Below are 24,429 nucleotides of genomic sequence, written 5' to 3'. Positions count from 1 at the left end.
TTAATCACACCCCAACGCGGACCTCGTAGTTATGCGGATGGCTCGTCAAAGTTCCAGAACGCGGCAACCCATTGACCCCTTAAGGTCTTCTATGGCCTAGTCCGCCGTCTTGAGACGGCCGAACCACGAAAACCCAACGATTCCATGACCTCCGAACGCTATAACGCCCGCGACGCCGAACCGCGCTGGCAACGCCTCTGGGACGAGCAGGCGATCTTCGTCTCCGAGAACGACGATCCGCGGCCGAAATATTACGTGCTCGAGATGTTCCCCTACCCGTCCGGGCGCATCCATATCGGCCATGTCCGGAATTACACGCTCGGTGACGTGCTGGCCCGCTTCATGCGCGCCAAGGGGTTCAACGTGCTGCATCCGATGGGCTGGGACGCCTTCGGCCTGCCGGCCGAGAACGCCGCGATCGAGCGCAAGGTCGCCCCGAAGGCCTGGACCTACGACAACATCGCCGCGATGAAGAAGCAGCTCCGCTCGATCGGGCTGTCGCTGGACTGGTCCAGGGAGATCGCGACCTGCGACCCCTCCTATTACAAGCACCAGCAGAAGATGTTCCTGGATTTCCTGCGCGCAGGGCTTGCCGAGCGCGAGAAGCGCAAGGTGAACTGGGACCCCGTCGACATGACCGTGCTCGCCAACGAGCAGGTGATCGACGGCCGCGGATGGCGTTCGGGCGCCGTCGTCGAGCAGCGCGAGATGAACCAGTGGGTCTTCAAGATCACGAAGTACTCGCAGGAGCTGCTGTCGGCGCTCGACGGGCTGGACCGCTGGCCCGACAAGGTGCGCCTGATGCAGCGCAACTGGATCGGCCGCTCCGAGGGCTTGTTGATCCGCTTCGCGCTGGATGCGGCGACGACGCCGGCCGGCGAGAGCGAGCTGAAGATTTTCACGACGCGGCCGGACACGCTGTTCGGCGCCAAGTTCATGGCGATCTCGGCGGATCATCCGCTGGCACAGGCCGCGGCAGCGAAGAACCCTGAGCTTGCGGCGTTCGTTGCCGAGATCAAGAAGATCGGCACCGCGCAGGAGATCATCGACACCGCGGAGAAGCAGGGTTTTGACACCGGCATCCGCGCGGTGCATCCGTTCGATCCCACCTGGAAGCTGCCGGTCTATGTCGCCAATTTCGTGCTGATGGAATACGGCACCGGCGCCATCTTCGGCTGCCCGGCGCACGATCAGCGCGACCTCGACTTCGTCAACAAGTATAATCTCGGCAACACGCCCGTCGTGTGCCCGGAAGGCCAGGATCCGAAGAGCTTCGTCATCACCGACACCGCCTATGACGGTGACGGCCGCATGATCAATTCGCGCTTCCTCGACGGCATGACCATCGAGCAGGCGAAGGAAGAGGTGGCGAAGCGGCTCGAGACGGAGCTGCGCGGCAACGCGCCGGTCGGCGAGCGCCAGGTGAATTTCCGTCTGCGCGACTGGGGCATTTCGCGCCAGCGCTATTGGGGCTGCCCGATTCCCGTCATTCACTGTCCGAAATGCGACGTGGTGCCGGTGCCGGATGCCGACCTGCCCGTGAAGCTGCCTGACGATGCGACCTTCGACAAGCCGGGCAACGCGCTCGATCATCATCCGAGCTGGAAGCACGTCACCTGCCCGCAATGCGGCGGCAAGGCTCAACGCGAAACCGACACCATGGACACGTTCGTGGACTCGTCCTGGTACTTTGCGCGCTTCACCGATCCCTGGAACGAGGCTTCGCCGACCACGCCCGCGGTCGCCAACCGGATGCTACCGGTCGACCAATATATCGGCGGCGTCGAGCACGCGATCCTGCATCTGCTCTACAGCCGCTTCTTCACCCGCGCGATGAAAGCGACCGGGCACATCGCGCTGGACGAGCCGTTCGCCGGCATGTTCACGCAAGGCATGGTGGTGCACGAAACCTATCAGAAGGCCGACGGCAGCTATGTGCAGCCGGCCGAGGTGAAGGTCGAGGTCGGCGGCAACGGACGCCGCGCGACACTGCTGACGACGGGCGAAGACATCGCGATCGGCCCGATCGAGAAGATGTCGAAGTCGAAGAAGAACACGGTCGACCCCGACGACATCATCGAGACCTATGGCGCCGACGTCGCCCGCTGGTTCATGCTGTCGGACTCTCCCCCGGACCGCGACGTGATCTGGAGCGACGAGCGCGTCCAGGGCGCCTCGCGCTTCGTGCAGCGGCTGTGGCGGCTGGTGAACGATGCCGCCACCCTCGGCAAGGCTGCGCCGGCGGCCCGGCCGGCCAGCTTCGGCCCGGACGCCACGGCGTTGCGCAAGGCCGCCCACGGCGCGTTGGACAAGGTCACATCAGGAATCGAGCGGCTGCACTTCAACGTTTGCCTCGCGCATATCCGCGAATTCACCAATGCATTCTCGGAGGTGCTCCAGCGCGCCGGCCAGCCCGCCCCGGATCTCGCTCCAGATTTGGCTTGGGCGATCCAGGAGGCCAGCCAAATCCTTGTCCAGCTGTTCTCGCCGATGATGCCGCACCTCGCCGAGGAGTGCTGGCAGGTGCTTTTTGAGAATGGTCTTGGCCGAAAGGGGCTGGTTTCGGAGGCCGATTGGCCGCAAATCGAACGCGATTTGCTGGTTGAAGACAGCGTGACCCTGGTGGTGCAGGTCAACGGCAAGAAGCGGGGTGAGGTCACAGTTGCAACAGCGGCCCAAAATCCGGAAATCGAGGCTGCCGTTTTGGCCCTCGATGCGGTAAAGCTGGCCCTGGACGGCAAGCCCGTCCGCAAGGTGATCATCGTTCCCAAGAGGATCGTGAATGTTGTCGGCTAGGACCCGTATCGCAGCCCGCTTGCTGGCAGTTGCCGCACTGGCGGCGCTGACGGCCGGCTGCTTCCAGCCGATGTATGCCGAGCGCAGCGACGGCACCCCGGGCCTGCGCGAGAAGCTGATGGGGGTCGAGCTGCCCCCGATCAACAAACCCAATGCGTCCCGCGAGGCCCGCGTCGGCGTCGAGATCCGCAACGCGCTGGCCTTCAAGCTTTACGGCACGGCGACGGGCATGCCCCCGACCCACCGGCTCGACATCCGTTTCACCACCAGCCGCTCCTCCCTGATCGTCAGCTCCGCAACGGGATTGCCGACCAGCGAAAATCTCGGCATCGACGCCCAGTACAATCTGGTCGAAGTCGTGACCGGCAAGTCTGTGATGACCGGCTCGACCTTCTCGCGCGTGTCCTATGACATGCCGGGGTCCTATCAGCGTTTCTCGCGCACCCGCGCCGTGCGCGATGCCGAGGATCGCGCCGCCAACGAGATCGCCGAGAACATCACCACCCGGCTCGCCTCGTTCTTCACCGCGGGAACGTAATACGCTTCCGTCATTCCGGGTTCGCCTTCTGACGAGGCATTCCGGAATGACGAGTATCGGACGATATGGTCGCACTGCGCGGAAAAGAGATCGACGCCTTCCTCGCCCGCCCCGATGCGGGCCGTCCGATCATCCTGCTCTACGGTCCCGATGCCGGCCTCGTGCGCGAGCGCGCCGACGCGCTGATCGCGTCCGGCGTCGACGATCCCAACGATCCGTTCTCGCTGGTCAAGCTCGACGGTGACGAGCTCTCCGCCGAGCCGTCGCGCCTGGTCGACGAAGCCATGACGGTGCCGCTGTTCGGCGGCCGACGCGCCATCCGCGTTCGCGCCGGCTCGCGCAGCTTTGCCTCCGGCATCGAGACTCTGGCCGAGATGAACGTGAAGGATTGCCGCATCGTGATCGAGGCCGGCGAGCTCCGTCCGGAATCGCCGCTGCGCAAGACCTGCGAGAAAGCCAAGACCGCCGTGGCGATCGGCTGTTATCCCGACACCGAGCGCGATCTTGCCAAGCTGATGGACGACGAGCTGCGGATCGCGAATTTGCGCATCGCGCCGGACGCCCGCGCGGCGCTGATGTCGTTCCTCGGCGGCGACCGTCAGGCCTCGCGTAACGAGCTGCGCAAGCTGACGCTCTACGCCCATGGCAAGGGCGAGGTCACGCTGGATGACGTCATGGCCGTGGTCGCCGATGCCTCGGAGCTGAAGCTCGATCCGATCGTCGACGGTGCCTTCGCCGGGCGGCCCGACATCGTCGAGACCGAGTTTGCGAAAGCGATGATCGCCGGGACCTATCCCGGCGTGATCATCTCGGCCGCGCAGCGCCAGGCCGCGTGGCTGCACAAATCCGCGCTGGCGATTGCAGACGGCACGCCTGCCTCCGCCGTGCTCGACGGCGGCTTTCCGCGCCTGCATTTTTCACGAAAGCCCGCGGTCGAAACCGCGCTGCGCAATTTCAGCCCGGCGCGGCTCGCCGCTGTGATCGAGCAGCTGGCGACCGCCGCCCTCGACACGCGCAAGCAGTCCACCCTCGCCGCTGCCATCGCCCAACGTGCGCTGATGGCGATCGCCGCGAATGCGAAACGGCGGGGCTAGACCTCCGCTCTCTCCACGTCATTGCGAGCGGAGCTCTCTCCACCCGTCATTGCGAGCCGAGCGAAGCAATCCAGAGTCCCTACGCGGAAAGATTCTGGATTGCTTCGTCGCTTCAGCGCAAAATTGCTTCGTAATTTTGTCGCGAGCTCCTCGCAATGACGCGTGGAGAGAGTGGCGTGAAAATGGCTCTACAGCGCGCCCTTGGCCAGCCGCTTCATCACCTCGTCGAGCTGATCGAGGTTGCGGTAGTTGATCTGCACGGAGCCGCCGGGATCGCGGTGATTGACGGTGACCTTGAGCCCGAGCGCGTCGCTGACGCGCTTCTCCAGATCGATCGTGTCGGGATCCTTCTCCTTGCCCCCGCTGGCGCGCGCCTTCTGCGGCTTGCGCTCCGGCACGCCCTCTTCATGCGCAAGCGCCTCGGCCTGGCGGACGTTGAGACCTTCCTCGACGATGCGCTTGGCGGCGGCGAGCGGATCGGGCACGCCGATCAACGCGCGGGCGTGGCCGGCCGTCAGCTCGCCGGTCGCGATGAAGGCCTGCACCTCCGCCGGCAGCTTGGTCAGCCGCATCATGTTGGCGACGTGACTGCGGCTCTTGCCGACGACCTTGGCGATGTCCTCCTGGCTGCGTTTGAACTCGTTGGCGAGCGCATGATAGCCCTGCGCCTCTTCCATCGGGTTGAGGTCCTCGCGCTGCACGTTCTCGACGATCGCGAATTCCAGCGCATCGCTGTCGCTGATGTCGACCGGGACGATCGGCACCTCGTGCAGCCCGGCCATCTGCGAGGCGCGCCAGCGTCGTTCGCCGGCAATGATCTCGAAGCGGTCCTGCGCGCCTTTCACCGGACGCACCACGATCGGCTGGATCACGCCATGCTGCTTGATGGACTCCGAGAGCTCCTTCAGCTCGGTGTCCGAAAAGGTGCGGCGCGGGTTGCGCGGATTGGCCTTGATGAATTCGATCGGCACCTTGCGCTGCGCGCGCGGACGATCGACATGCTGAGCCTCGCCGCCGACGTCACCGATCAGACTTGCAAGACCCCGGCCCAGTCGCGAACGCGCTTCGTCGGCCATCGCCAGCTCCCTTGGATTCACGGTGCAGCACTCCAGAACTGAATTATCGTAGGGTGGGCAAAGCGAAGCGTGCCCACCAATTGTGTGCGGAAGACGGTGGGCACGGCGAAGACGCCTTTGCCCACCCTACGGCAGCGTCAATGCGTGGTGCGCAACTCGCGCTCGCGCTGGATCACTTCGGTGGCGAGGCGCAAGTAAGCTTCGCTGCCGACGCATTTGAGGTCGTAGACCAGCACCGGCTTGCCGTAGGACGGCGCTTCCGAGATGCGCACGTTGCGCGGGATCATGGTCTTGTAGACCTTCTCGCCCATGAACTGGCGGACGTCGGCGACGACCTGGTTCGACAGGTTGTTGCGCGAGTCGAACATGGTCAGCACGATGCCGTGGATCGACAGGTTCGGATTGAGCGTCGAGCGCACCTGCTCGACCGTCTGCAACAATTGCGACAGACCTTCGAGCGCGAAGAACTCGCATTGCAGCGGCACCAGAATCGCATCCGAGGCCGCCATCGCGTTGACCGTAAGCAGGTTGAGCGAGGGCGGGCAGTCGATCAGCACGTAGGTGTAGTCGGCGTCCGGCGAGACGTTGTTGTTGAGCGCGCCGATCGCATCGCGCAACTTGAAGGCGCGGCCGGGCGTGGTGCCGAGCTCGAGCTCGAGGCCGGAGAGATCCATGGTCGATGGTGCGATGTGCAGCCGCGGCACCGCGGTCGAGACCACCGCCTCGCGCAAGGCGGCTTCGCCGATCAGCACGTCGTAGGTCGAGCAGGAGCGGTTGCGGCGATCGATGCCGAGCCCGGTCGAGGCGTTGCCCTGGGGGTCAAGATCGACGATCAGGACGCGCTCCCCGATCGCCGCGAGCGCCGTGCCCAAGTTGATCGCTGTGGTTGTTTTCCCCACCCCGCCCTTTTGATTCGCCAGCGCGAGGATGCGCGGATGGCCGTGGGGGACCTCGTCGGTCTTTTGGGCCGTCTGTTCTTGCTGCGGTTCGTCAATCACGCTCATCGCAATTCCCCACTCACCCCTCAACGCCTCAGCTGCGCCGTTCGGCGGCATTGAGCTCCACGATCCAGCCGTCGCCCGTGCGGCTTTGGTGGAGCTGCGGCCGAATATTCCAATATTTAGCGGCTTCGGTCAATTCAGCCTCTACATCTTGACCCTTGGGAAACAACGCTTTTGCGCCCTGGCGCATCAGCGGCTCCGCAAAGCCGATGAGTTGATGTAGCGGAGCCAGCGCACGCGCGGTGACGCAATCGACGGGGCCGGTGATTCTATCCACATTATCCCCGATCTCAGCGAGATGTACGACTCCCGGAGATGTGGTGACGCGGATCGCTTCGCGCAAAAAAGCGGCCTTCTTGGCGATTCGCTCGACCAGATGGACGCTCGCGCCAGGCGTGCCGGCCATAGCGCAGGCGAGCACGACGCCGGGAAATCCGCCGCCGCTCCCGAGATCAGCCCACCGTTTTGCAGCCGGTGCGAGATCGATGAGCTGGAGCGAGTCAGCGATGTGCCGGGTCCAGAGGTTTGGCAAAGTCGATGGCGCGACGAGATTGGTCTTGGCCTGCCACTCCCGGAGTAGCGCGATGTAGCGATCAAGCCGCTCCTCGGTTTCACGTGAAACGGGAGCGAGCTTCATAGCGGCGGTCTTGTCAGCGGCGATGATCGAATCGAGCACCTTGTCGTTGGCCGCGGCCTTGCTGATCTTCGGGCTGGCCACTCCAGGTTCACTTCGCTGCCCGGCGCCCTCACCCGCTCCGGGTCTTCGCGATGGCGGTCGATCTCCGCCCGATCCGCGCTGTTTCACGTGAAACGCCTATGCGATTGGCTTTATGCGATTGCTTTGGAAGTCTTCCGTGCCTCGCGGCGGAGATAGGCCGCGAGAATGCCGAGCGCCGCCGGCGTCATCCCGTCGATCCGGCCGGCCTGGCCGACGGTGAACGGTCGTGCCTTCTCCAGCTTGGCGCGCACTTCATTGGAGAGACCGGGCACGAGCTGGTAATCGACATCCGCCAGCACCATGCCCTCGTCGCGCCGGAAGGCTTCGACGTCGGCGCTCTGGCGCTCCAGGTAGACGTCGTACTTGGCATCGATCTCGAGATGGGTCGCAATGACGGGATCGATGGCCGACAGCTCAGGCCAGATCGCGCGGACCTGGCTCCAGCCGATCTCCGGATAGGCCATCAGCTCGAACGCCGAGCGGCGTTGGCCGTCCCGATTCAGCGACAGCCCATGCTTGATGGCTTCGTTCGGGGTGATGGTCAGGGACTTCGACAACGTCCGGGCAGCGTTCAGGGCGTCCATCTTGGCGCGATGATGCCTGATCCGGGCGCTGCCGACACATCCCAGAGCGATCCCTTTCTCGGTCAGACGCTGGTCGGCATTGTCGGCCCGCAGGGTCAACCGGTACTCGGCCCTGGAGGTGAACATGCGATAGGGCTCGCTGATCCCGCGGGTGACGAGGTCGTCGATCATCACACCGAGATAGCCGTCGGCACGGTCGAACACTGTGAGCGCGGCACCGCTGGCGGAGAGCGCGGCATTCAGGCCGGCGACAATGCCCTGCCCGGCGGCTTCCTCATATCCGGTGGTGCCATTGATCTGCCCGGCCAGGAAGAGACCGCGCAGACGCTTGGTCTGGAGGGTCGGATCGAGCTCGCGGGGATCGATGTGGTCGTATTCGATGGCGTAGCCGGGACGGACCATCCTCACCCGCTCCAGGCCGGGGATGCTGGCGAGGATCGCGAGCTGGACCTCTTCGGGGAGCGAGGTCGAGATGCCGTTGGGATAGACGGTCGTGTCGTCGAGCCCTTCCGGCTCCAGAAAGATCTGGTGGCCGTCGCGGTCGCCGAAGCGGACGATCTTGTCCTCGATCGAGGGGCAATAGCGTGGACCGGAGCTCTTGATCTGGCCGGAGTACATCGGGGAGCGATGGACATTGGCCCGGATCACCTCATGGGTGGCGGACGTGGTCCGGGTGATCCCGCACTGGATCTGCGGCGTCGTGATCCGCTCGGTCATCACCGAGAACGGCTCCGGCGGCTCGTCGCCGGGCTGCATCTCGACTGCGGACCAGTCGATGGTGGTGCCGTCGAGACGCGGCGGCGTCCCGGTCTTGAGACGTCCAAGAGTGAAGCCGGTGCGCTCGAAGGAGCTGGAAAGGCCCATAGCAGGCGCCTCGCCGACGCGTCCGGCGGGCCAGTTCTTCTCGCCGAGATGGATGAGACCGCGGAGGAAGGTGCCGGTGGTCACGACAACGGCCCCTGCCCGCAGCTCCCGGCCGTCGGCCAGGCGAAGCCCGGTCACCCGGCCATCGACTACGACCAGCCCGTCGGCTTCGCCCTCGATGACGGAAAGACCTTCGGTCTGGCGGATCGCGGCCTGCATCGCCGCCGCGTAGAGCTTGCGGTCGGCCTGGGCCCGCGGACCGCGGACGGCCGGACCTTTCCGACGATTGAGAACGCGAAACTGAATGCCGCCGGCATCGCCCACACGGCCCATCAGGCCGTCGAGCGCATCGACCTCGCGGACCAGATGCCCTTTGCCGAGCCCGCCGATGGCGGGATTGCAGGACATCGCGCCAACGGTCGAGAAACGGTGCGTTACCAGAGCGGTCGTCGCACCCATCCGGGCAGACGCAGCCGCGGCCTCACAGCCGGCGTGGCCGCCGCCGATAACGATGACGTCGAAGCTCTCTCGCTCTGTTCGCATGGACGGACTTCTAGCTTAGCGGCGAGAAAGCCGGAAGTAGAAACTCGGGTGAAGTGTTTCACGTGAAACAAGCGCGGTCCAGGTCGGAAGCACTTTCGCGAAAACAACCCCATGCACAGTAGGAGCGGCATTGAGCCATATGGTGTTTCACGTGAAACACGATCGGGAGCTCCAAGCACACAAGCCTTTATCACGTGCCCCCTTACCCGTTACCGGAGCTGCCAGTCGAATGCGGGGCAACCGCATCATACTCCGTCATTGCGAGCGCAGCGAAGCAATCCAGAATCTCGCGGCGGAGGACAGTCTGGATTGCGTCGTTGCAAGGGCTCCTCGCAATGACGAGATTCGAAGCACGGCCGTCGCCTTCGCTCTCTCTGTACATCGGAACGCCCGACCGACATGGCGCCCCGGCGCTGTTTCACGTGAAACAACCAGAAACACGGGCCGGAACCGGACTCCGTTTCACCTGAAACAGAAGAAATGGAACAAGCCCTAGTTCTACAATGAAGATCTAATACTACTTTCCGATGCAGAACTTCTGGAAGATGGCCCCAAGGACGTCCTCGACGTCTACCCGGCCCAAGAGCCGGCCTAGGGCATAGGCGGCCGCCCGCAGCTCTTCGGCCGCGAGCTCCTCGCCGTGTTCTACAAGGTCCAGACTCCGGCTCAAGCTGGCTGAGGCCCGGCTCAACAATTCGCGCTGGCGCGCCCGCGTCACCATGGCCCCCTCGGTGGTTCCGAAGAACTCCGAAGCGAATTTTACCAGCGCCTCGACCAGCTCAGGCATGCCGTCGCCCCGGCTTGCCGAGATCCCGAACTCGCTCGGCCTGGCTGCTCCGACCCTGCCGAGATCAATCTTGTTGCGCACGATCCAGACCGAGCCGCCGGACGGAACAGCACCGTCCGCCAATGTCCAGCGCGAGCGCATTGTATCCGGATCGACGGCTTGTCCGCCCTCCACCAGCCACAGCACCAGGTCGGCGTCCTCGGCGCGCGCGCGGGCGCGGCGCACGCCTTCCTGCTCGACCGGATCGTCGGTCTCGCGGATGCCAGCGGTGTCGATGACCGTGACGGGATAGCCGTCGAGGTCGAGCTGCACCTCGATGACGTCGCGCGTCGTGCCGGCATGCGGCGAGACGATCGCGACCTCGCGGCGCGCGAGCTGGTTGATCAGCGTCGACTTGCCGACATTCGGCTCGCCGGCGATGGCAACGACAAGGCCCTCGCGCAGCCGTTCAGAATGCCCCTGTGCCGCAAGCACTTTCGTGATTTCGTCGTGAAGCGCTCTGATCGCTTTCACCGCCGGCGCCCGCAGCTCCGCCGGCACGTCGCCTTCATCGGAAAAATCGATGCCGGCCTCGATCAGCGCGGAGGCCTCGATGATGCGCTCGCGCCAGTCGCGCGCGCGGTCGCCAAGCAGGCCCTGCAATTGGCGCAGCGCTTGGCGGCGCTGGCGGTCGGTGTCGGCGTGAATGAGGTCGTCGAGCCCCTCGGCCTCGGTCAGGTCGAGCTTGCCATTCTCGAAGGCGCGGCGCGTGAACTCGCCGGGGTCGGCCGCACGCGTATTCGGGATATCGGAAATTGCAGCGAAGAGCGCCGCGAGCACCGCCCGGCCGCCATGAACGTGAAACTCGGCAACATCCTCGCCGGTGGCGCTGGCCGGTCCTGGAAACCAGAGCACGACCGCATCGTCGATCGGCTGGCCCTCGCCGTCCCGGAGCAGCCGGCGGCTCGCCTGTCGCGGCGCCGGCAGCCGGCCCGCAAGCGCCGTCAGCGCCGCGCCGGCTTGCGAGCCGGAGACGCGGACCACGGCGATCGCGCTGGGCGCCCGCCCGGATGACAGCGCGAAAATGGTCTGGTCTCGCGGATACATAGCCTATTTGTCCGGCTGCGGCCGAAAACGCAAACGTCCGTTCTCGCGAGCTAATTGGGTTTTGCTGCACCAGATTCTGCAGCAAATCGATTTTGCACCGCAATATAACCGCAGCATTCTGCTGCAGCTAGCCCGATCGCAGGAGGAGGCCGACCAGAATTTCAAGGATTACTGTTCAATATCAACAGCTTAAGGAGAAACCGAGATCGGGTAGCGGCTGCCGCTCATGCTGCACCTTCGCTGCAGCAAAGCCGCAACAACAAAAGGGGCGCCCGAAGGCGCCCCTGAATACTTTGCTGCAGTGCACTCAGGTATTCATGGAGTCGAAGAACTCCGAATTGCTCTTGGTCGAGCGCAGCTTGTCGAGCAGGAAGTCGATCGCGTCCATCGTCCCCATCGGATTGAGGATGCGGCGGAGCACGTACATCTTCTTGAGCACCTGCGGATCGGTGATGAGCTCCTCCTTGCGGGTGCCGGAGCGCGAGATATCGATCGCCGGGAAGGTGCGCTTGTCCGAGACCTTGCGGTCCAGGATCAGCTCCGAGTTACCGGTGCCCTTGAACTCTTCGAAGATAACTTCGTCCATGCGGCTGCCGGTATCGACCAGCGCGGTCGCGATGATGGTCAGCGAGCCGCCCTCTTCGATGTTGCGGGCCGCGCCGAAGAAGCGCTTCGGACGCTGCAGCGCGTTGGCGTCGACACCGCCGGTCAGCACCTTGCCGGATGACGGCACCACGGTGTTGTAGGCGCGGCCGAGGCGCGTGATCGAATCGAGCAGGATCACGACGTCGCGACCGTGCTCGACCAGGCGTTTTGCCTTCTCGATCACCATCTCGGCGACCTGGACGTGGCGCACCGCCGGCTCGTCGAAGGTCGAGGACACGACCTCGCCCTTCACCGAGCGCTGCATGTCCGTGACTTCTTCCGGACGCTCGTCGATCAAGAGCACGATCAAATAGCATTCGGGGTGATTGTGCGTGATCGAATGCGCGATGTTCTGCATCAGCACGGTTTTACCGGTACGCGGCGGTGCCACGATCAAGGCGCGCTGGCCCTTGCCGATGGGCGCGACGATGTCGATCACGCGTGCAGACAGGTCTTTCCGCGTGGGATCGTCGATCTCCATGCGGAAACGCTGATTCGGAAACAGCGGCGTGAGGTTGTCGAAATTGACCTTGTGCTTGGCCTTTTCCGGATCCTCGAAATTGAGCGTGTTGACCTTCAGCAGCGCGAAGTAGCGCTCGCCCTCTTTCGGGCTGCGGATGTGACCTTCGATGGTGTCGCCGGTGCGCAGGCCGAAACGGCGGATCTGCGAGGGCGACACGTAGATGTCGTCAGGACCCGGCAGATAATTCGCGTCAGGCGAGCGGAGAAAGCCGAAGCCGTCGGAGAGAACTTCGACGACGCCCTGGCCGACAATATCGGTCTCGGCGAGCGCCAGCTGCTTGAGGATGGCGAACAGCAGCTCCTGCTTGCGCATGGTGCTGGCATTTTCGACCCCATTCTCCTCCGCGAACGAGACGAGCTCGGCCGGCGTTTTGGACTTGAGGTCTTCGAGTTTGATTTCCCGCATTGGGGTGGTCCTGTGGGGTAACCTGAAAAGAAGGGGGTGCGAGGAGGCTCTGAAATGCGGACGCGAGCAGGTGCAGGTAAGGTCCGCAGGTCTGGCAAGGTGAACGCCGGTGAGGCTTCAATCCTGATGCGGGGTCCGGCCTCTGGAAGGCTCGGACACAACCACATCCGCCTGCGTTGGGTGGGATATCGATAATATAGAAAATCGCCTAGCGCTCCGCAAGCCGAAGCGCTGAGCGAATCGTCGCGCAGTTTGCCTAGAACGGCTTCACGATCACCATGATAACGATGAAAATCATCAGGACGGTCGGCACCTCGTTGATAATCCGATAGAATTTCTGGCTTCGCGGGCGACGATCGGCGGCGAAATCCTTGACCCAGCGTGAAAAATAGCCGTGGACCGCCGAGAGCACTAGGACCAGTGCCAGTTTGACGTGCAGCCAGCCGAACGAGAACCAATGGCCGGACCAGGCGAGATAGAGCCCGGCGAGCCAGGTGACCATCATCGCGGGGTTGATGATCGCCTTGAGCAGCCGGCGTTCCATCACCTTGAACGTCTCCGACTGCTTCGAGCCGATTTCGGCCTCGCAGTGATAGACGAACAGCCGCGGCAGGTAGAGCATGCCGGCCATCCAGGAGATGACGGCGATCACGTGCAGCGCCTTGATCCAGAGATAGACGTCTTCGAACATTTTCGGGGTCCGGCTTGCTGCCCAGCGCGGGGAACGCTGGGGATAGTAAGAACCCGTTAAGGTCTTACCCCGCACACATATCCCTCCGTAGCGCCTTCCTCAAATCTAGAATCTTAGATTCTTAAGGTTTGAGTCTATGTGACCGTGGATTGGACTCACGCAATTCCGTCCGCGCGTTCACGCGCGCTTGTTCACATCCATCCACATATTCCGGACAGCCTTTGTCGACTTCCGATAAGTCAGCCGGCTTCAAAGGCTTGCGCGATTGTATCGGCAGCTTATCAAGGGACTTGTCCGCGCAATCCCGCTTCCCTCTCGGCGAGGCGTCGGATTTGTCCTGACCGGCAGCGGTGTGAAGAAAATCACGCCTTGTCCCGCCCCTGGTGTCGCACATCCCTTTCCGAGAGGTTAAGCTCCACAGAAATCCACAAACCACCCCAACGAAATTCAAAGGGTTTTTGTGCCGACCTCGAACAATTATTTCCATCTCCACCTGGTCTCGGACTCCACGGGTGAGACGCTCATCACCGTGGCGCGCGCGGTCGCGGCCCAATACGCCAACGTGACGCCGGTCGAGCACGTCTATCCGCTGGTGCGCAGCCAGAAGCAGCTCGACCGCGTGCTTGATGAGATCGAGGAAGCGCCAGGGATCGTGCTGTTCACGCTGCTCGAGAAGGATCTGGTCGCCAGACTCGAGGATAAGTGCAAGCAGATCAATGTTCCGAGCCTGTCGATCATCGGACCGGTGATGCAGCTGTTCGAGGCCTATCTGGGAGCAGCGACCACCGGCCGTGTCGGCGCCCAGCACGTGCTCAACGCGGAATATTTCAAGCGCATCGATGCCTTGAACTACACGATGATCCATGACGACGGTCAGCATGTCGAAGGTCTCGACGAGGCCGACGTGGTACTGGTCGGGGTGTCCCGGACATCGAAGACGCCGACATCGATCTATCTCGCCAATCGCGGCATTCGCACCGCCAACGTGCCGCTGGTGCCGGGCATTCCGGTGCCCCCGCAATTGGAGACGCTGACGCGGCCGCTGGTGGTCAGCCTGCACGCGACGCCGGAACGCCTGATTCAGATCCGGCAGAACCGCCTGCTGTCCATGGGCGCCGAGTCCAGCAGCGGTAGCGATACCTACACCGACAAGCAGTCGGTCACGGAGGAGGTCGCGTTCGCGCGCAAGCTGAGCGCCAAGCATGACTGGCCGCTGCTGGACGTCACGCGCCGCTCCATCGAGGAAACCGCGGCGGCGATCATGAAGCTGTATAGCGATCGCCAGCGCAACCGGCCGTCCGAGTAAGTGTCGCCGATGAGTCTGTGGCGCGGCAAAAGTCCGTTGATCCTGGCCTCGCAAAGCAGCGCGCGCAAAATGCTGCTGGGCGATGCCGGGCTCGACTTCGAAGCCGTCACCGCCGATATCGACGAGCGTGGCATCCAGGCCGCGTCAAAGCTCTCCGACCCGCGCGAGATTGCCCTGCTGCTGGCCCGCGAAAAGGCCAAGGCTGTTTCTGCCTGCTATCCCGGACATTATGTGATCGGCGCCGACCAGACGCTGGCGCTCGGGGGCCGTCTGTTTAACAAGCCGGCTGGGCGCGCCCAGGCGCTGGTGCAATTGCGCGACCTCGCCGGTCAGACGCACGAGCTGAATTCAGCCGTCGCCGTGGCGCAGGATGGCAGGATTCTCTTCGAGGACGTTTCCGTGGCGCGCATGACCATGCGGGGAATGAGCGAAGCCGAGCTTTCGGCCTATCTCGACGCCGCGGGCGACGCTGTGACCAGAAGCGTCGGCGCCTATCAGCTTGAGGGCCTCGGCATCCATCTGTTCGAGCGCATCGAGGGCGACCATTTCACCATTCTCGGCCTGCCGCTGCTGCCGCTGCTTGCGTATCTGCGCAGCGAGCAGCTAATTGCGGTGTAGATGCGAGAGAAGGCTGGGTGCTGATGCGAATTCTCGGACTGACCGGCTCGATCGGGATGGGCAAATCCACCACCGCGAAATTGTTCGCGGAGGCCGGCGTCCCCGTCTACGACGCCGATGCCGCCGTGCATCAGCTCTATGAGGGCGAGGCCGCCCCCGCGATCGAGGCCGCTTTCCCCGGCACCACCGCGAATGGCAAGGTCGACCGGCAAAAGCTGTCGGCGCGTGTCGTGCACGATCCCGCCGCGATCAAGCAGCTCGAGCAGATCGTTCATCCCATGCTCGGCGCGTCCCGGCAGAAATTCTTTGCCGACGCCGAGGCCGCCAAGGCGCCGGTCGTGGTGCTGGACATCCCGCTGCTGTTCGAGACCGGCGGCGAGAAGCGGGTCGATGCCGTGGTCGTGGTCTCGACCTCGCCCGAGCTGCAGCGCCAGCGGGTGCTGGCGCGCGGCACGATGGACGAGGCCAAGCTCGATGCCATCATCGCCAAGCAGATGCCGGATGCCGAGAAGCGCAAGCGGGCCGATTTCGTGGTGGATACCTCACACGGACTTGACCCCGTGCGGGCCCAAATCGCGCACATCCTGGCCGAGGTCGTTAAGATGCCGCAGCGGCGGACCTGATTCGCCGCCTCACACGGCTTCCAAGAGACATGCGCGAAATCGTCCTCGACACCGAAACCACCGGCCTCGATCCGCTGCGCGGCGATCGGTTGGTCGAGATCGGCTGCGTCGAGATCTTCAACCGCATGCCGACCGGACAGACGTATCACGTCTACATCAACCCCGAGCGGGACATGCCGGCGGAAGCGTTTGCGGTACACGGATTGTCGTCCGAATTCCTGGCGACCAAGCCGTTGTTTCACGAGGTCGCCGACGATTTTCTGGCGTTCATCGGCGACGCCCCGCTGGTGATCCACAACGCCTCGTTCGACATCGGCTTCATCAATGCCGAGCTCGACCGCATCAAGCGCACCGCGATCCCGCGCGAGCGCCTGGTCGATACGCTGCTGCTGGCGCGTCGCAAGCATCCCGGCGTGTCCAACCGGCTCGACGATCTCTGCTCGCGCTATTCGATCGACAATTCACACCGTACCAAGCACGGCGCGCTGCTGGACGCCGAGCTGCTCGCCGAGGTCTATGTCGATCTGGTCGGAGCGCGGCAGTCGCAGCTGCTGCTGGCCTCGGACGCCGAGGAGATCAGGGTCAATAGCGCCGGCGATGCGCCGCGACGGCAACGCCCGGTGCCGCTCGCGCCGCGGATTTCCGAAGCCGAGCGCGAGGCTCATCGGGCCTTCATCGCAACGCTCGGTGACAAGGCGATCTGGAACGAGTACCTGCCCGCTCCAGTCGCGCTGGCGGCGGCTCAGGCCTGACCGGCCTGTCCGCCCTGAGCGGCCATTTGCCGCTCCATGTTCTGGCGGTAGAGACCGACGAAGTCGACCGGATCCAGCATCAGCGGCGGGAACCCGCCATCGCGCACCGCCGTCGCAATGATCTCGCGTGCGAACGGGAACAACAGGCGCGGGCACTCGATCATGACCAGCGGGTGCAGGTTCTCCTTGGGCACGTTGACGATCCGGAACACGCCGGCATAGGCGAGCTCGAACGAGAACATCACTTTACCGGCGGTCTCGGCCTTGCCCTCGACCGACAACGTCACCTCGAATTCCTGTTCATTGAGATTGTTGGCGTTGACGTTGATCTGGATGTTGATCTGCGGCGGCTGGCTCTGCGGCTGCAGCGAGCTCGGCGCGTTGGGATTTTCGAACGAGAGGTCCTTGGTGTATTGCGCCAGCACGTTGAGCTGGGGAGCCTGGGCCGCCTCGGGAGGGGTACCGTTACCGTTGGTCATGAAAGTGTCTCCTTACCCGATTGGGGCTGAATTTCGCGGCGGTTGGCTAACATAGGGCCGGCTCGTTCCACAAGGACGAACGGTCCCGGACCGGGAATTCGGGCCGCAATCGCGCCTTTGACGTTCCTCCTGCCTTTTCCGCGAAATTTCGCCTTAAACGATTGAAGATGCGCCATTTCCGGGCAGGATCGGGTTTCCCCTTAAGCATAAAACGCGCTACACTTGACGCTGTGCCAAAAGGCGCCATTGGCCGGGCCAGATTTCGTGCCTACATCCCACGGACCTGACGTGGACCCAAAATGGTGATGTAGACTTGCCGTTTCCGTAAGGAACGGTCTACTGGCCGGATTGATTTTCCCGGCAACGAGCCCTGCAAAGACCAGAAAGCGAATACGACGTGGACATCTACACCATCATATTCCTGGCGCTGGCCGTCTTCATCTTCTTGCGGCTGCGTAGCGTGCTGGGGCAGCGCACCGGCAACGAGCGGCCGCCGTTCGATCGCACCGCCGCCCGCAACGCGCTCGGAGGCGCCCAGGACAACAACGTCGTGACCATGCCGGGCAAGGTGATCGACCAGGCCCCGCTGGCGCCGACGGCCGAGCCGACCGCGCCGTCCGATCGCTGGAAGGGGCTGACCGAGCCGGGCACGCCGCTGGCGCAGGGTCTCGATGCCATCGTCGAGAAGGATTCCAGCTTCGACCCGCGCCATTTCCTCTCGGGCGCGCGCGGCGCCTACGAGATGATCGTGCTCGCTTTTGCCAATGGCGACCGCCGCGCGCTGCGCGATCTGTTGTCGTCGGACGTCTATGAAAGCTTCGACGCTGCGATCAAGGAACGCGAGAAGAACGAGCAGAAGACCGAGACGCGCTTCGTGTCGATCGACAAGGCCGAGCTCGTCGGCGCCGAGTTGCGCGATCGCAGTGCGCAGCTCACCGTGCGCTTCGTCTCGCAGATGATCTCGGCCACCCGCGACAAGGCCGGCAATATCGTCGACGGCAGCGCCGACACGGTCGCCGATATCACCGATATCTGGACTTTCGCCCGCGACACCTCCTCTCGCGATCCGAACTGGAAGCTGGTTGGCACCGGAAGCGCGAATTAAGATCTTCCTGAAGAACGGCGCGACGGCGCTTTGCGCAGCTGCCGTCGCGCTGTCGTCGTTTTCGCTCGGCGCCGAGGCGGCGCGGCGTCACCATCGCAGCCACCACCACCATCTGCCGCGAACGCCTGCCGCTCCGCCACGAGCCTTGCCCTATCCGCAGCTCACCCTGCCCTTCGAAATTCCCGGCGCGCAATATCTGCCGCTGGCCTGGGCGGACGTGAAGGGCTGGGGCGACGACAATCATCTCGCCGCGTACAAGACCTTTCGCGCCAGCTGCAAGCCGATCAATGCGCAGAACGGCGAAGCCAAGGCCGAGCCCAAAGCTTTGGGCACATCGCTGGGTGAGCCCTGCCGCGTCGCTAAAACGCTCGATCTCGCCGACGACGGCAAAGCGAAGACCTTCTTCGAGGAGAATTTCACGCCGCTGCGGATCTCGCGGCTCGGCGAGCCCGAAGGCTTCGTCACCGGCTATTACGAGCCGGTGCTGGAGGGGTCGCGCACGCAGTCCGATGTCTACAACGTGCCGGTCTATCGCCGTCCCTCGAACTTGTTTGTGCGCGGCTACAAGCAGGATGCGCTCAGCCTGCCCAACAAGGGCCCGGTCTATCGCAAGATCGGCCGCCGCAAGCTGGTGCCCTATTACGACCGCGGCGAGATCGAGGACGGCAAGATCGCCGGCCGGGGGCTCGAGATCGCCTGGCTGAAGGATCCGACCGATCTGTTGTTCGCGCAGATCCAGGGCTCGGCCCGCATCAAGTTCGACGACGGCAGCTCGGTTCGACTCAATTACGACGCCTATAACGGCTATCCCTACACGGCGGTCGGTCGCATCCTGATCGAGCGCGGCATCATCCCGAGAGAGGAGATGTCGATGCAGAAGATCAGGGAGTGGATGGCGCAGAACCCCGACGGCGCCAAGGAGCTGCGCCGCGCGAACCGCGCCTACATCTTCTTCCGCGAGGTCAACCTCTCCGACAAGGAGGAGGCAGTCGGCGCGCAAGGCATTCCCTTGACCGCGGGGCGCTCCATCGCCGTCGACAAATCGCTGCATGTCTACGGCACGCCGTTCTTCATCGAGGGCGAGCTTCCGATCGAGTCAGAACGCGCCAAGACGCCGTTCCGCCGGCTGATGATCGCGCAGGACACCGGCTCTGCCATCATCGGGCCAGCACGGGCCGATCTGTTTTTCGGCGCCGGCGCGGATGCCGGCCGTGTCTCCGGCCGGCTGCGCCACCCCATGCAATTCGTGATGCTGGTGCCGAAGAGCCTCGATCCCGCCCCGCGCGCCGCGAAGCTGCCAATCCCGGACCCAAGGCCCGCCGAGAAGATCGCAAAGCTGTTTCCGCAGACCGATCCGGCAAAGACCGGCACGCCCCTCGCCGCGACGGCGCAAGGCAAGACCGAAACAGTCGCCGTCGCCGGCCCGGTTCCGCTGCCGGTGCCGCGTCCCGCGATCGAGCCTGCCCCTGAGCCGCGCCGTCCGGCAAAGAATCGTCCTCAACGCCCGCAATGAAACGGCCGTCCCGTCCGCCCGTGCTGGAGCCTCGCCCCTCGCCGCGCCGTCGCGCGCTGAGCGAGGAGGAGCGCGAGCTGTGGGATCTCGTCGCAAAGCATGTCAAGCCGCTGCGGAAGCATCGCGCGGCCAAGGCGCATGCTACCCCGCGCGCCGAATCTTCGCCCGGGTCCCAGGTGACGAGGACTTCGCCACCGTCAAGGCCGGTTGCCGCTGCACCGGCGCCGCGCGCTGCAAAGCCGTCGATTCCGCCGCTAGCGCCGCTCGGCAAGCGCGAGCGAACCAAGCTGTCGCGCGGCCGCAGCGAGATCGAGGCACGGCTCGATCTGCACGGCATGACCCAGATGCGCGCCCATCGCGCGCTGGCCGGCTTCCTGCACCGCGCCCATCAGGACGGCCTCACCTTCGTGCTCGTCATCACCGGCAAGGGACGCAGTGGCGGCGAAAGCGGCGTGCTCCGCCGCCAAGTGCCGGAATGGCTCAGCCTGCCGGAATTCCGCGCCTTCGTAGTCGGCTTCGAGGAAGCCGCGATCGGCCACGGCGGCGAGGGGCGCTGTATGTGCGGATCAGGCGGGCGAGAGGGTAGCAGTCTCGGCGCATGCGGCTTCCCTTGCCTCTCCCGCTTGCGGGAGAGGCCGGCGCGCGAAGCGCGGCGGGTGAGGGCTCTTTCCTCTTGGGGAATCGCTCTGCGGAGACACCCTCTCCCCAACCCTCCCCCGCAAGCGCAGGGCAATCGCATATGACTTGTGGCGGCGGTCTGCGCGCACGGCTCGTCCTTCGAGACGGCGCTGACGCGCCTCCTCAGGATGAGGCTAATCGGCGTCAGTGCCCGTTGAAACTGCCACCGCGCACTCCGACCTCATCCTGAGGAGCCCGCCTCAAGCGGGCGTCTCGAAGGATGGCCGCAGGGAAAATCTCAAATGCGATAGCCCTGCCCGCAAGCCGGTGAGGGAGCTCACCTTCTCTGAGGCTGGGTCTACCTCTAAAACGGTCGGATGATTCCGACGCGTGGGATCAGCGTGAGGATCAAACCGAAAATGTTGGTCTGACGATCCTCCGCCGGAATCAGCGCAGCTTCCTGCTTGGCCGGAAGCATCTTCACCGCGTGAAGGATCAGGAACATGCAGACCACCCAGTTCGAGATCCAGCGTGAATAGTCGAACACCATCGCGAACATCACGAGATAGGCGACACTGATGCCGACCAGTGCTGCGATGACGAGCCGCTTGTGCAGATCGCTGGCGAGCGCGCCGATCAGGCTGGCAAAGAAGCGCCACAGCGGCGCGTGCAGCCAGATCAGAGCTGCGAACACGGGCACGCCGAGGATGTTATGCGGCAGGCGGCCCCAGGTGTCGGCAACCTCCTTCGCCAGCGGCTGGTACCAGATGTAGGCGAATTGCAAGAGGTCGATGCGCGCAGGATCGGCCATCCGGCTTTTGAGATAGGCGACGAAGTCCGCTTCGGGGACCGGCATCGTTCCCAGAAACTGCGCGGCGAAGAACAGCGCGGAGACAATGGCGAGAGCGACCCCGCCGAAGACAACATTGCTGCGGTCACAACCGTAAGCAAGGTAATGCCGGATCACGACGATGGTGATGATCGTCGGCACGTACATCAAGAGATGAATGTGATGGATCAGCACGAGAACGATCGAGAACAGCGCAGCCGTCGCCACGAAGACCAGCGAGCCCGCCGGCATCAGCAGCAGGATGATCGCCGGCGCGCAGCCATAGATATCGAAATGGCCGAGCGTGTGCATGAAGTTCTTCAGGAAGAACGGCGAACCCGCGGTGAAGACGAACAGCGGCAGCGTTCTCGCCGAAAAACCGAACGTCTTCTGGAACAGCCTGGCATAGAGGCCCAGCGTTGCAAGCCACGTCGCCCCGCCGAGCGCGAACACCAGCCAGACCGGCACCTTCTCGGTGAACAGCGCGACGACGGCCCCGATCAGCGCGCGCTTGATAAAGCCGAAATGATAGTCGACCAGGAGATGGATGTAGGGGACGTAAGGCGGCAGCTGGATCTTGTGAATGAGCACGCCGACGATGACCGCCGCGTTGATCGCGAGCAGGAGCCGCCAGGGATTTTGCAGGATGCGTACGGTCACGCCGCATCAATAGCGTGACCGCTCCGAATCACAAAATGAAGCGGCTCAGATCCGCATTCTTGGCGAGGTCGCCGATGTGCTTTTGCACGTAATCCGCATCGAGCCGGACGGTCTCGCCGTTGCGGTCGGGGGCGGTGAAGGAGATCTCGTCCAGCACCCGCTCCATCACGGTCTGCAGCCGCCGGGCGCCGATATTCTCGACCGTTGAATTGACGGCAACCGCAATGTCGGCCAGCGCATCGATGGCGCTGTCGGTGATGTCGAGCGTCACGCCTTCGGTCTGCATCAGGGCGACATATTGCTTGATCAGCGAGGCCTCGGGCTCGGTCAGGATGCGGCGCATGTCGTCGCGGGTCAGCGCCTGCAATTCGACCCGGATCGGCAGGCGGCCCTGCAATTCCGGCAACAGGTCCGACGGCTTGGCCACGTGGAAGGCGCCCGACGCAATGAACAGGATGTGGTCGGTCTTGACCGCGCCGTGCTTGGTCGAGACCGTGGTGCCTTCGATCAGCGGCAGGAGATCGCGCTGCACGCCCTCGCGCGAGACGTCGCCGCCGACCCGGCCGTCGCGAGCGCAGATCTTGTCGATCTCGTCGAGGAACACGATGCCGTTGTTCTCGACCGCGCTGATCGCCTCCAGCGTCAGCTGCTCGGTGTCCAAGAGCTTGTCGGATTCCTCGTTGACGAGGATCTCGTGCGAGCTCTCTACCGTCAGCCGGCGCGTCTTGCTGCGGCCGCCGAGCTTGCCGAAGATGTCGCCGAGCGAGATCGCGCCCATCTGAGCGCCCGGCATGCCCGGGATCTCGAACATCGGCATGCCGCCGCCCGACGACTGCGTCTCGATCTCGATTTCCTTGTCGTTCAGTTCGCCGGCGCGCAGTTTCTTGCGGAAGGATTCCCGTGTCGCCGAGCTCGCATTGGCGCCGACCAGCGCATCCAGCACGCGCTCCTCGGCGGCAAGCTGGGCGCGCGCCTGCACGTCCTTACGCTTTCGCTCGCGCACCTGCGCGATTGCGACCTCGACGAGATCGCGGATGATCTGCTCGACGTCGCGGCCGACATAGCCGACCTCGGTGAACTTGGTCGCTTCGACCTTCAGGAACGGCGCATTCGCGAGCTTGGCGAGCCGCCGCGCGATCTCGGTCTTGCCGACGCCGGTGGGGCCGATCATCAGGATGTTCTTCGGCAGCACCTCCTCGCGCAAAGAGCCGGTGAGCTGCTGCCGGCGCCAGCGGTTGCGCAGCGCGATCGATACGGCGCGCTTGGCGTCGCCCTGGCCGACGATGAAACGGTCGAGTTCGGAAACGATTTCGCGGGGGGAGAAGTCTGTCATGTCTGATTAGCTAGGGCGGGAGACGGCCAAGGACAAGCCGCATTTTGGGTCAGATGATCGGCGGGCCGGATTGCCATTGCTTCACGGCCTCGATCGGATGGATCAGCATCAGGATATTGAGCGTCAGATTGTCGCGAATGTGGAGCGCCAGCACGATCTCGAAGGCCAGCCCCAGCAGCACGGTCGTGGTGACAGGCAGCGCGCGTGCGGCCAGGAACCCCAAGATCATGGCCAGATTGTCCGAGACCGAATTGAGGATGCTGTCGCCGTAATAATCCAGCGAGATCGTGCCGGCGCGGTAGCGCTCGATGATGAAGGGCGAGTTCTCGACGATCTCCCAGGCGCCTTCGATCAGGATGGCGATGATCAGCCGTGCGGGCCAGGAGAGAGACAGCAAGGGAAACCGCGCGAACAGCAGCCAGGTCAGGCCGTAGAACAGGAAGCCGTGCAGGACGTGTGAGAACGTGTACCAGTCTGCAATCTGCTGAGAATTCTCCGAGCTGTTCACCACGCCGTGCCACAGCTTGATGGTGCCGCAGGCGCAGATCGGCACCCGCCCCATCGCAAGCAGGATCGCGGCCTGCAGCGCCAGCAGCAACAGCGCGATGCCGGCCCAGGCGAGCGGCGGGAAGGTGGTCTTGGCGGCGGGAGTTGCGGCGAGCGTCATGGGTCTCGGATCATCAGGAGTGCGGGACCATCGGGCGTGACGATCTCGTGCTGCGGCACGAAGCCAGCTTTCTCATAGGCACGAATCGCGCGCGCATTGGAAGGACTCGGGTCTATCACGATGCGCGGCACACCGCGCGCGAAGAGCTGGTCGATGAAGGCGCGGATGAAAGCGGAGCCGTGGCCGCATCCGAGCATGTCGGCCTCGCCGATGAACTGATCGAGGCCGCGAGTGCCCACGGGCTGCGGGCCGAAGCTGATATGCCAATCGCCGAGCCGGTAGCACTGCAGGTAGGCGAAAGGCCGGCCGTCAAGGCTGACGATGAACTGCGCCAGGTCAGGATGATCGAGGTCGCCGCCGACGAATTCAAGCGTCTCCGGATCATGCCACCATTCGGCAACATGCGGTGCGGCGAGCCAGCGCCGGATCAGCGGCATGTCGGCCGCGGTCATGGGACGGAAGGCGTAGCTTTGCGTCATCTAGCGTCCACAGCGGTGCTGCTCTCCCTCTCCCGCTTGCGGGAGAGGGTTGGGGAGAGGGTGTTTCCGCAATGGGACAATCCCCCAGAGGGAAGA

General features: G+C 64.1%; 21 protein-coding genes and 1 pseudogene. 10 read left to right on the top strand and 12 right to left on the bottom strand.

Annotated features, from left to right (window positions below):
* Positions 1–144: 144 nt before the first annotated feature.
* The 3 genes from leuS to holA all read left to right on the top strand — a co-directional run bounded on the left by leuS (position 145) and on the right by holA (position 4,428).
* Positions 145–2,796: a leucine--tRNA ligase gene (gene leuS / locus XF30_RS03845; protein ID WP_109141972.1), complete on the top strand. Its 2,652-nt coding sequence runs from the start codon at positions 145–147 to the stop codon at positions 2,794–2,796.
* Positions 2,783–3,334, top strand: coding sequence for an LPS assembly lipoprotein LptE (gene lptE / locus XF30_RS03840; RefSeq protein WP_036003091.1), 552 nt, complete (start codon positions 2,783–2,785; stop codon positions 3,332–3,334). Before leuS ends, lptE begins: the two co-directional genes overlap by 14 nt.
* 65 nt (positions 3,335–3,399) lie before the next feature.
* Positions 3,400–4,428, top strand: coding sequence for a DNA polymerase III subunit delta (holA, locus tag XF30_RS03835; RefSeq protein ID WP_036024285.1), 1,029 nt, complete (start codon positions 3,400–3,402; stop codon positions 4,426–4,428).
* A 188-nt stretch (positions 4,429–4,616) separates the two neighbouring features.
* Here the strand turns inward: holA and XF30_RS03825 are convergent, their stop codons facing one another.
* The 7 genes from XF30_RS03825 to hemJ all read right to left on the bottom strand — a co-directional run bounded on the left by XF30_RS03825 (position 4,617) and on the right by hemJ (position 13,351).
* Entirely contained in the window at positions 4,617–5,504 is an 888-nt protein-coding gene (locus XF30_RS03825) for a ParB/RepB/Spo0J family partition protein (RefSeq protein ID WP_036024286.1), read from the bottom strand.
* A gap of 137 nt (positions 5,505–5,641) precedes the next feature.
* On the bottom strand, positions 5,642–6,508 hold the full coding sequence (locus XF30_RS03820; protein ID WP_025033064.1) for a ParA family protein: 867 nt from the start codon (positions 6,506–6,508) through the stop codon (positions 5,642–5,644).
* Between the two features lie 28 nt (positions 6,509–6,536).
* Complete coding sequence (gene rsmG / locus XF30_RS03815; RefSeq protein ID WP_109141970.1) at positions 6,537–7,310, bottom strand: 16S rRNA (guanine(527)-N(7))-methyltransferase RsmG; 774 nt, start codon at positions 7,308–7,310, stop codon at positions 6,537–6,539.
* A gap of 23 nt (positions 7,311–7,333) precedes the next feature.
* Entirely contained in the window at positions 7,334–9,214 is a 1,881-nt protein-coding gene (gene mnmG, locus XF30_RS03810) for a tRNA uridine-5-carboxymethylaminomethyl(34) synthesis enzyme MnmG (protein WP_109141969.1), read from the bottom strand.
* Positions 9,215–9,731: 517 nt separating this feature from the next.
* The gene (mnmE, locus tag XF30_RS03805; protein ID WP_109141968.1) at positions 9,732–11,087 is read right to left on the bottom strand and encodes a tRNA uridine-5-carboxymethylaminomethyl(34) synthesis GTPase MnmE; all 1,356 of its coding nucleotides are present in this window, start codon (positions 11,085–11,087) and stop codon (positions 9,732–9,734) included.
* A 307-nt stretch (positions 11,088–11,394) separates the two neighbouring features.
* Positions 11,395–12,660 (bottom strand): transcription termination factor Rho, encoded by a 1,266-nt coding sequence (gene rho / locus XF30_RS03800; RefSeq protein ID WP_008133567.1) that lies wholly within the window; start codon positions 12,658–12,660, stop codon positions 11,395–11,397.
* 256 nt (positions 12,661–12,916) lie between these two features.
* Positions 12,917–13,351 carry a protoporphyrinogen oxidase HemJ gene (hemJ, locus tag XF30_RS03795; protein ID WP_036003118.1) on the bottom strand — a complete coding sequence of 145 codons (435 nt, stop codon included), beginning with the start codon at positions 13,349–13,351 and terminating at the stop codon, positions 12,917–12,919.
* A 460-nt stretch (positions 13,352–13,811) separates the two neighbouring features.
* On the opposite strand from hemJ, the gene XF30_RS03785 reads away from it, so the two are divergent.
* The 4 genes from XF30_RS03785 to dnaQ are packed head-to-tail and all read left to right on the top strand — an operon-like array spanning position 13,812 to position 16,650.
* Positions 13,812–14,657, top strand: a complete 846-nt coding sequence (locus tag XF30_RS03785; RefSeq protein WP_036003121.1) for a pyruvate, water dikinase regulatory protein — start codon at positions 13,812–13,814, stop codon at positions 14,655–14,657.
* A 9-nt stretch (positions 14,658–14,666) separates the two neighbouring features.
* Complete coding sequence (locus tag XF30_RS03780; RefSeq protein ID WP_109145558.1) at positions 14,667–15,275, top strand: Maf family protein; 609 nt, start codon at positions 14,667–14,669, stop codon at positions 15,273–15,275.
* Between the two features lie 23 nt (positions 15,276–15,298).
* Positions 15,299–15,898 carry a dephospho-CoA kinase gene (gene coaE, locus XF30_RS03775; protein WP_109141967.1) on the top strand — a complete coding sequence of 200 codons (600 nt, stop codon included), beginning with the start codon at positions 15,299–15,301 and terminating at the stop codon, positions 15,896–15,898.
* Between the two features lie 29 nt (positions 15,899–15,927).
* Positions 15,928–16,650 carry a DNA polymerase III subunit epsilon gene (dnaQ, locus tag XF30_RS03770; protein ID WP_109141966.1) on the top strand — a complete coding sequence of 241 codons (723 nt, stop codon included), beginning with the start codon at positions 15,928–15,930 and terminating at the stop codon, positions 16,648–16,650.
* Here dnaQ and secB read toward each other — a convergent pair.
* Entirely contained in the window at positions 16,641–17,129 is a 489-nt protein-coding gene (gene secB, locus XF30_RS03765) for a protein-export chaperone SecB (RefSeq protein ID WP_109141965.1), read from the bottom strand. The genes dnaQ and secB overlap by 10 nt on opposite strands.
* 397 nt (positions 17,130–17,526) lie before the next feature.
* Between secB and XF30_RS03760 the strand changes: the two genes are divergently transcribed.
* The 3 genes and pseudogenes from XF30_RS03760 to XF30_RS03750 all read left to right on the top strand — a co-directional run bounded on the left by XF30_RS03760 (position 17,527) and on the right by XF30_RS03750 (position 20,333).
* Complete coding sequence (locus XF30_RS03760) at positions 17,527–18,234, top strand: Tim44/TimA family putative adaptor protein (RefSeq protein WP_036003134.1); 708 nt, start codon at positions 17,527–17,529, stop codon at positions 18,232–18,234.
* On the top strand, positions 18,212–19,747 hold the full coding sequence (mltA, locus tag XF30_RS03755) for a murein transglycosylase A (RefSeq protein ID WP_109141964.1): 1,536 nt from the start codon (positions 18,212–18,214) through the stop codon (positions 19,745–19,747). The genes XF30_RS03760 and mltA overlap by 23 nt, the downstream gene beginning before the upstream one ends.
* A pseudogene (locus XF30_RS03750) lies at positions 19,744–20,333 on the top strand (Smr/MutS family protein). The gene mltA and the pseudogene XF30_RS03750 overlap by 4 nt, the downstream one beginning before the upstream one ends.
* A gap of 396 nt (positions 20,334–20,729) precedes the next feature.
* On the opposite strand, the gene XF30_RS03745 reads toward XF30_RS03750, so the two are convergent.
* Genes XF30_RS03745 through XF30_RS03730 form a run of 4 tightly spaced genes read right to left on the bottom strand, consistent with a single transcriptional unit; the run spans position 20,730 to position 24,333 of the window.
* Positions 20,730–21,854 (bottom strand): hypothetical protein, encoded by a 1,125-nt coding sequence (locus tag XF30_RS03745; RefSeq protein WP_109141963.1) that lies wholly within the window; start codon positions 21,852–21,854, stop codon positions 20,730–20,732.
* A gap of 28 nt (positions 21,855–21,882) precedes the next feature.
* Positions 21,883–23,187, bottom strand: coding sequence for an ATP-dependent protease ATPase subunit HslU (hslU, locus tag XF30_RS03740; protein WP_036003145.1), 1,305 nt, complete (start codon positions 23,185–23,187; stop codon positions 21,883–21,885).
* Positions 23,188–23,236: 49 nt separating this feature from the next.
* Complete coding sequence (locus tag XF30_RS03735; protein WP_109141962.1) at positions 23,237–23,854, bottom strand: DUF2585 domain-containing protein; 618 nt, start codon at positions 23,852–23,854, stop codon at positions 23,237–23,239.
* On the bottom strand, positions 23,851–24,333 hold the full coding sequence (locus XF30_RS03730; protein ID WP_109141961.1) for a GNAT family N-acetyltransferase: 483 nt from the start codon (positions 24,331–24,333) through the stop codon (positions 23,851–23,853). The genes XF30_RS03735 and XF30_RS03730 overlap by 4 nt, the downstream gene beginning before the upstream one ends.
* Positions 24,334–24,429: the final 96 nt, after the last annotated feature.

It is taken from the genome of Bradyrhizobium sp. SUTN9-2 (genome assembly GCF_003122645.1).
In the GTDB taxonomy this organism is placed as follows: Bacteria; Pseudomonadota; Alphaproteobacteria; order Rhizobiales; family Xanthobacteraceae; genus Bradyrhizobium; species Bradyrhizobium yuanmingense.
Note: the sequence above shows the minus strand (reverse complement) of the source record. Positions and strands in the feature narration are given on the sequence as shown.

What these genes read in the sequence shown, in the direction of transcription:
- leuS (WP_109141972.1), top strand. Translation starts at nt 145, where the DNA reads ATGACCTCCGAACGCTATAACGCCCGCGACGCCGAACCGCGCTGGCAA.
- lptE (WP_036003091.1), top strand. Translation starts at nt 2,783, where the DNA reads ATGTTGTCGGCTAGGACCCGTATCGCAGCCCGCTTGCTGGCAGTTGCC.
- holA (WP_036024285.1), top strand. Translation starts at nt 3,400, where the DNA reads ATGGTCGCACTGCGCGGAAAAGAGATCGACGCCTTCCTCGCCCGCCCC.
- XF30_RS03825 (WP_036024286.1), bottom strand. Translation starts at nt 5,504, where the DNA reads ATGGCCGACGAAGCGCGTTCGCGACTGGGCCGGGGTCTTGCAAGTCTG.
- XF30_RS03820 (WP_025033064.1), bottom strand. Translation starts at nt 6,508, where the DNA reads ATGAGCGTGATTGACGAACCGCAGCAAGAACAGACGGCCCAAAAGACC.
- mnmG (WP_109141969.1), bottom strand. Translation starts at nt 9,214, where the DNA reads ATGCGAACAGAGCGAGAGAGCTTCGACGTCATCGTTATCGGCGGCGGC.
- mnmE (WP_109141968.1), bottom strand. Translation starts at nt 11,087, where the DNA reads ATGTATCCGCGAGACCAGACCATTTTCGCGCTGTCATCCGGGCGGGCG.
- rho (WP_008133567.1), bottom strand. Translation starts at nt 12,660, where the DNA reads ATGCGGGAAATCAAACTCGAAGACCTCAAGTCCAAAACGCCGGCCGAG.
- hemJ (WP_036003118.1), bottom strand. Translation starts at nt 13,351, where the DNA reads ATGTTCGAAGACGTCTATCTCTGGATCAAGGCGCTGCACGTGATCGCC.
- XF30_RS03780 (WP_109145558.1), top strand. Translation starts at nt 14,667, where the DNA reads ATGAGTCTGTGGCGCGGCAAAAGTCCGTTGATCCTGGCCTCGCAAAGC.
- coaE (WP_109141967.1), top strand. Translation starts at nt 15,299, where the DNA reads ATGCGAATTCTCGGACTGACCGGCTCGATCGGGATGGGCAAATCCACC.
- dnaQ (WP_109141966.1), top strand. Translation starts at nt 15,928, where the DNA reads ATGCGCGAAATCGTCCTCGACACCGAAACCACCGGCCTCGATCCGCTG.
- secB (WP_109141965.1), bottom strand. Translation starts at nt 17,129, where the DNA reads ATGACCAACGGTAACGGTACCCCTCCCGAGGCGGCCCAGGCTCCCCAG.
- hslU (WP_036003145.1), bottom strand. Translation starts at nt 23,187, where the DNA reads ATGACAGACTTCTCCCCCCGCGAAATCGTTTCCGAACTCGACCGTTTC.
- XF30_RS03735 (WP_109141962.1), bottom strand. Translation starts at nt 23,854, where the DNA reads ATGACGCTCGCCGCAACTCCCGCCGCCAAGACCACCTTCCCGCCGCTC.
- XF30_RS03730 (WP_109141961.1), bottom strand. Translation starts at nt 24,333, where the DNA reads ATGACGCAAAGCTACGCCTTCCGTCCCATGACCGCGGCCGACATGCCG.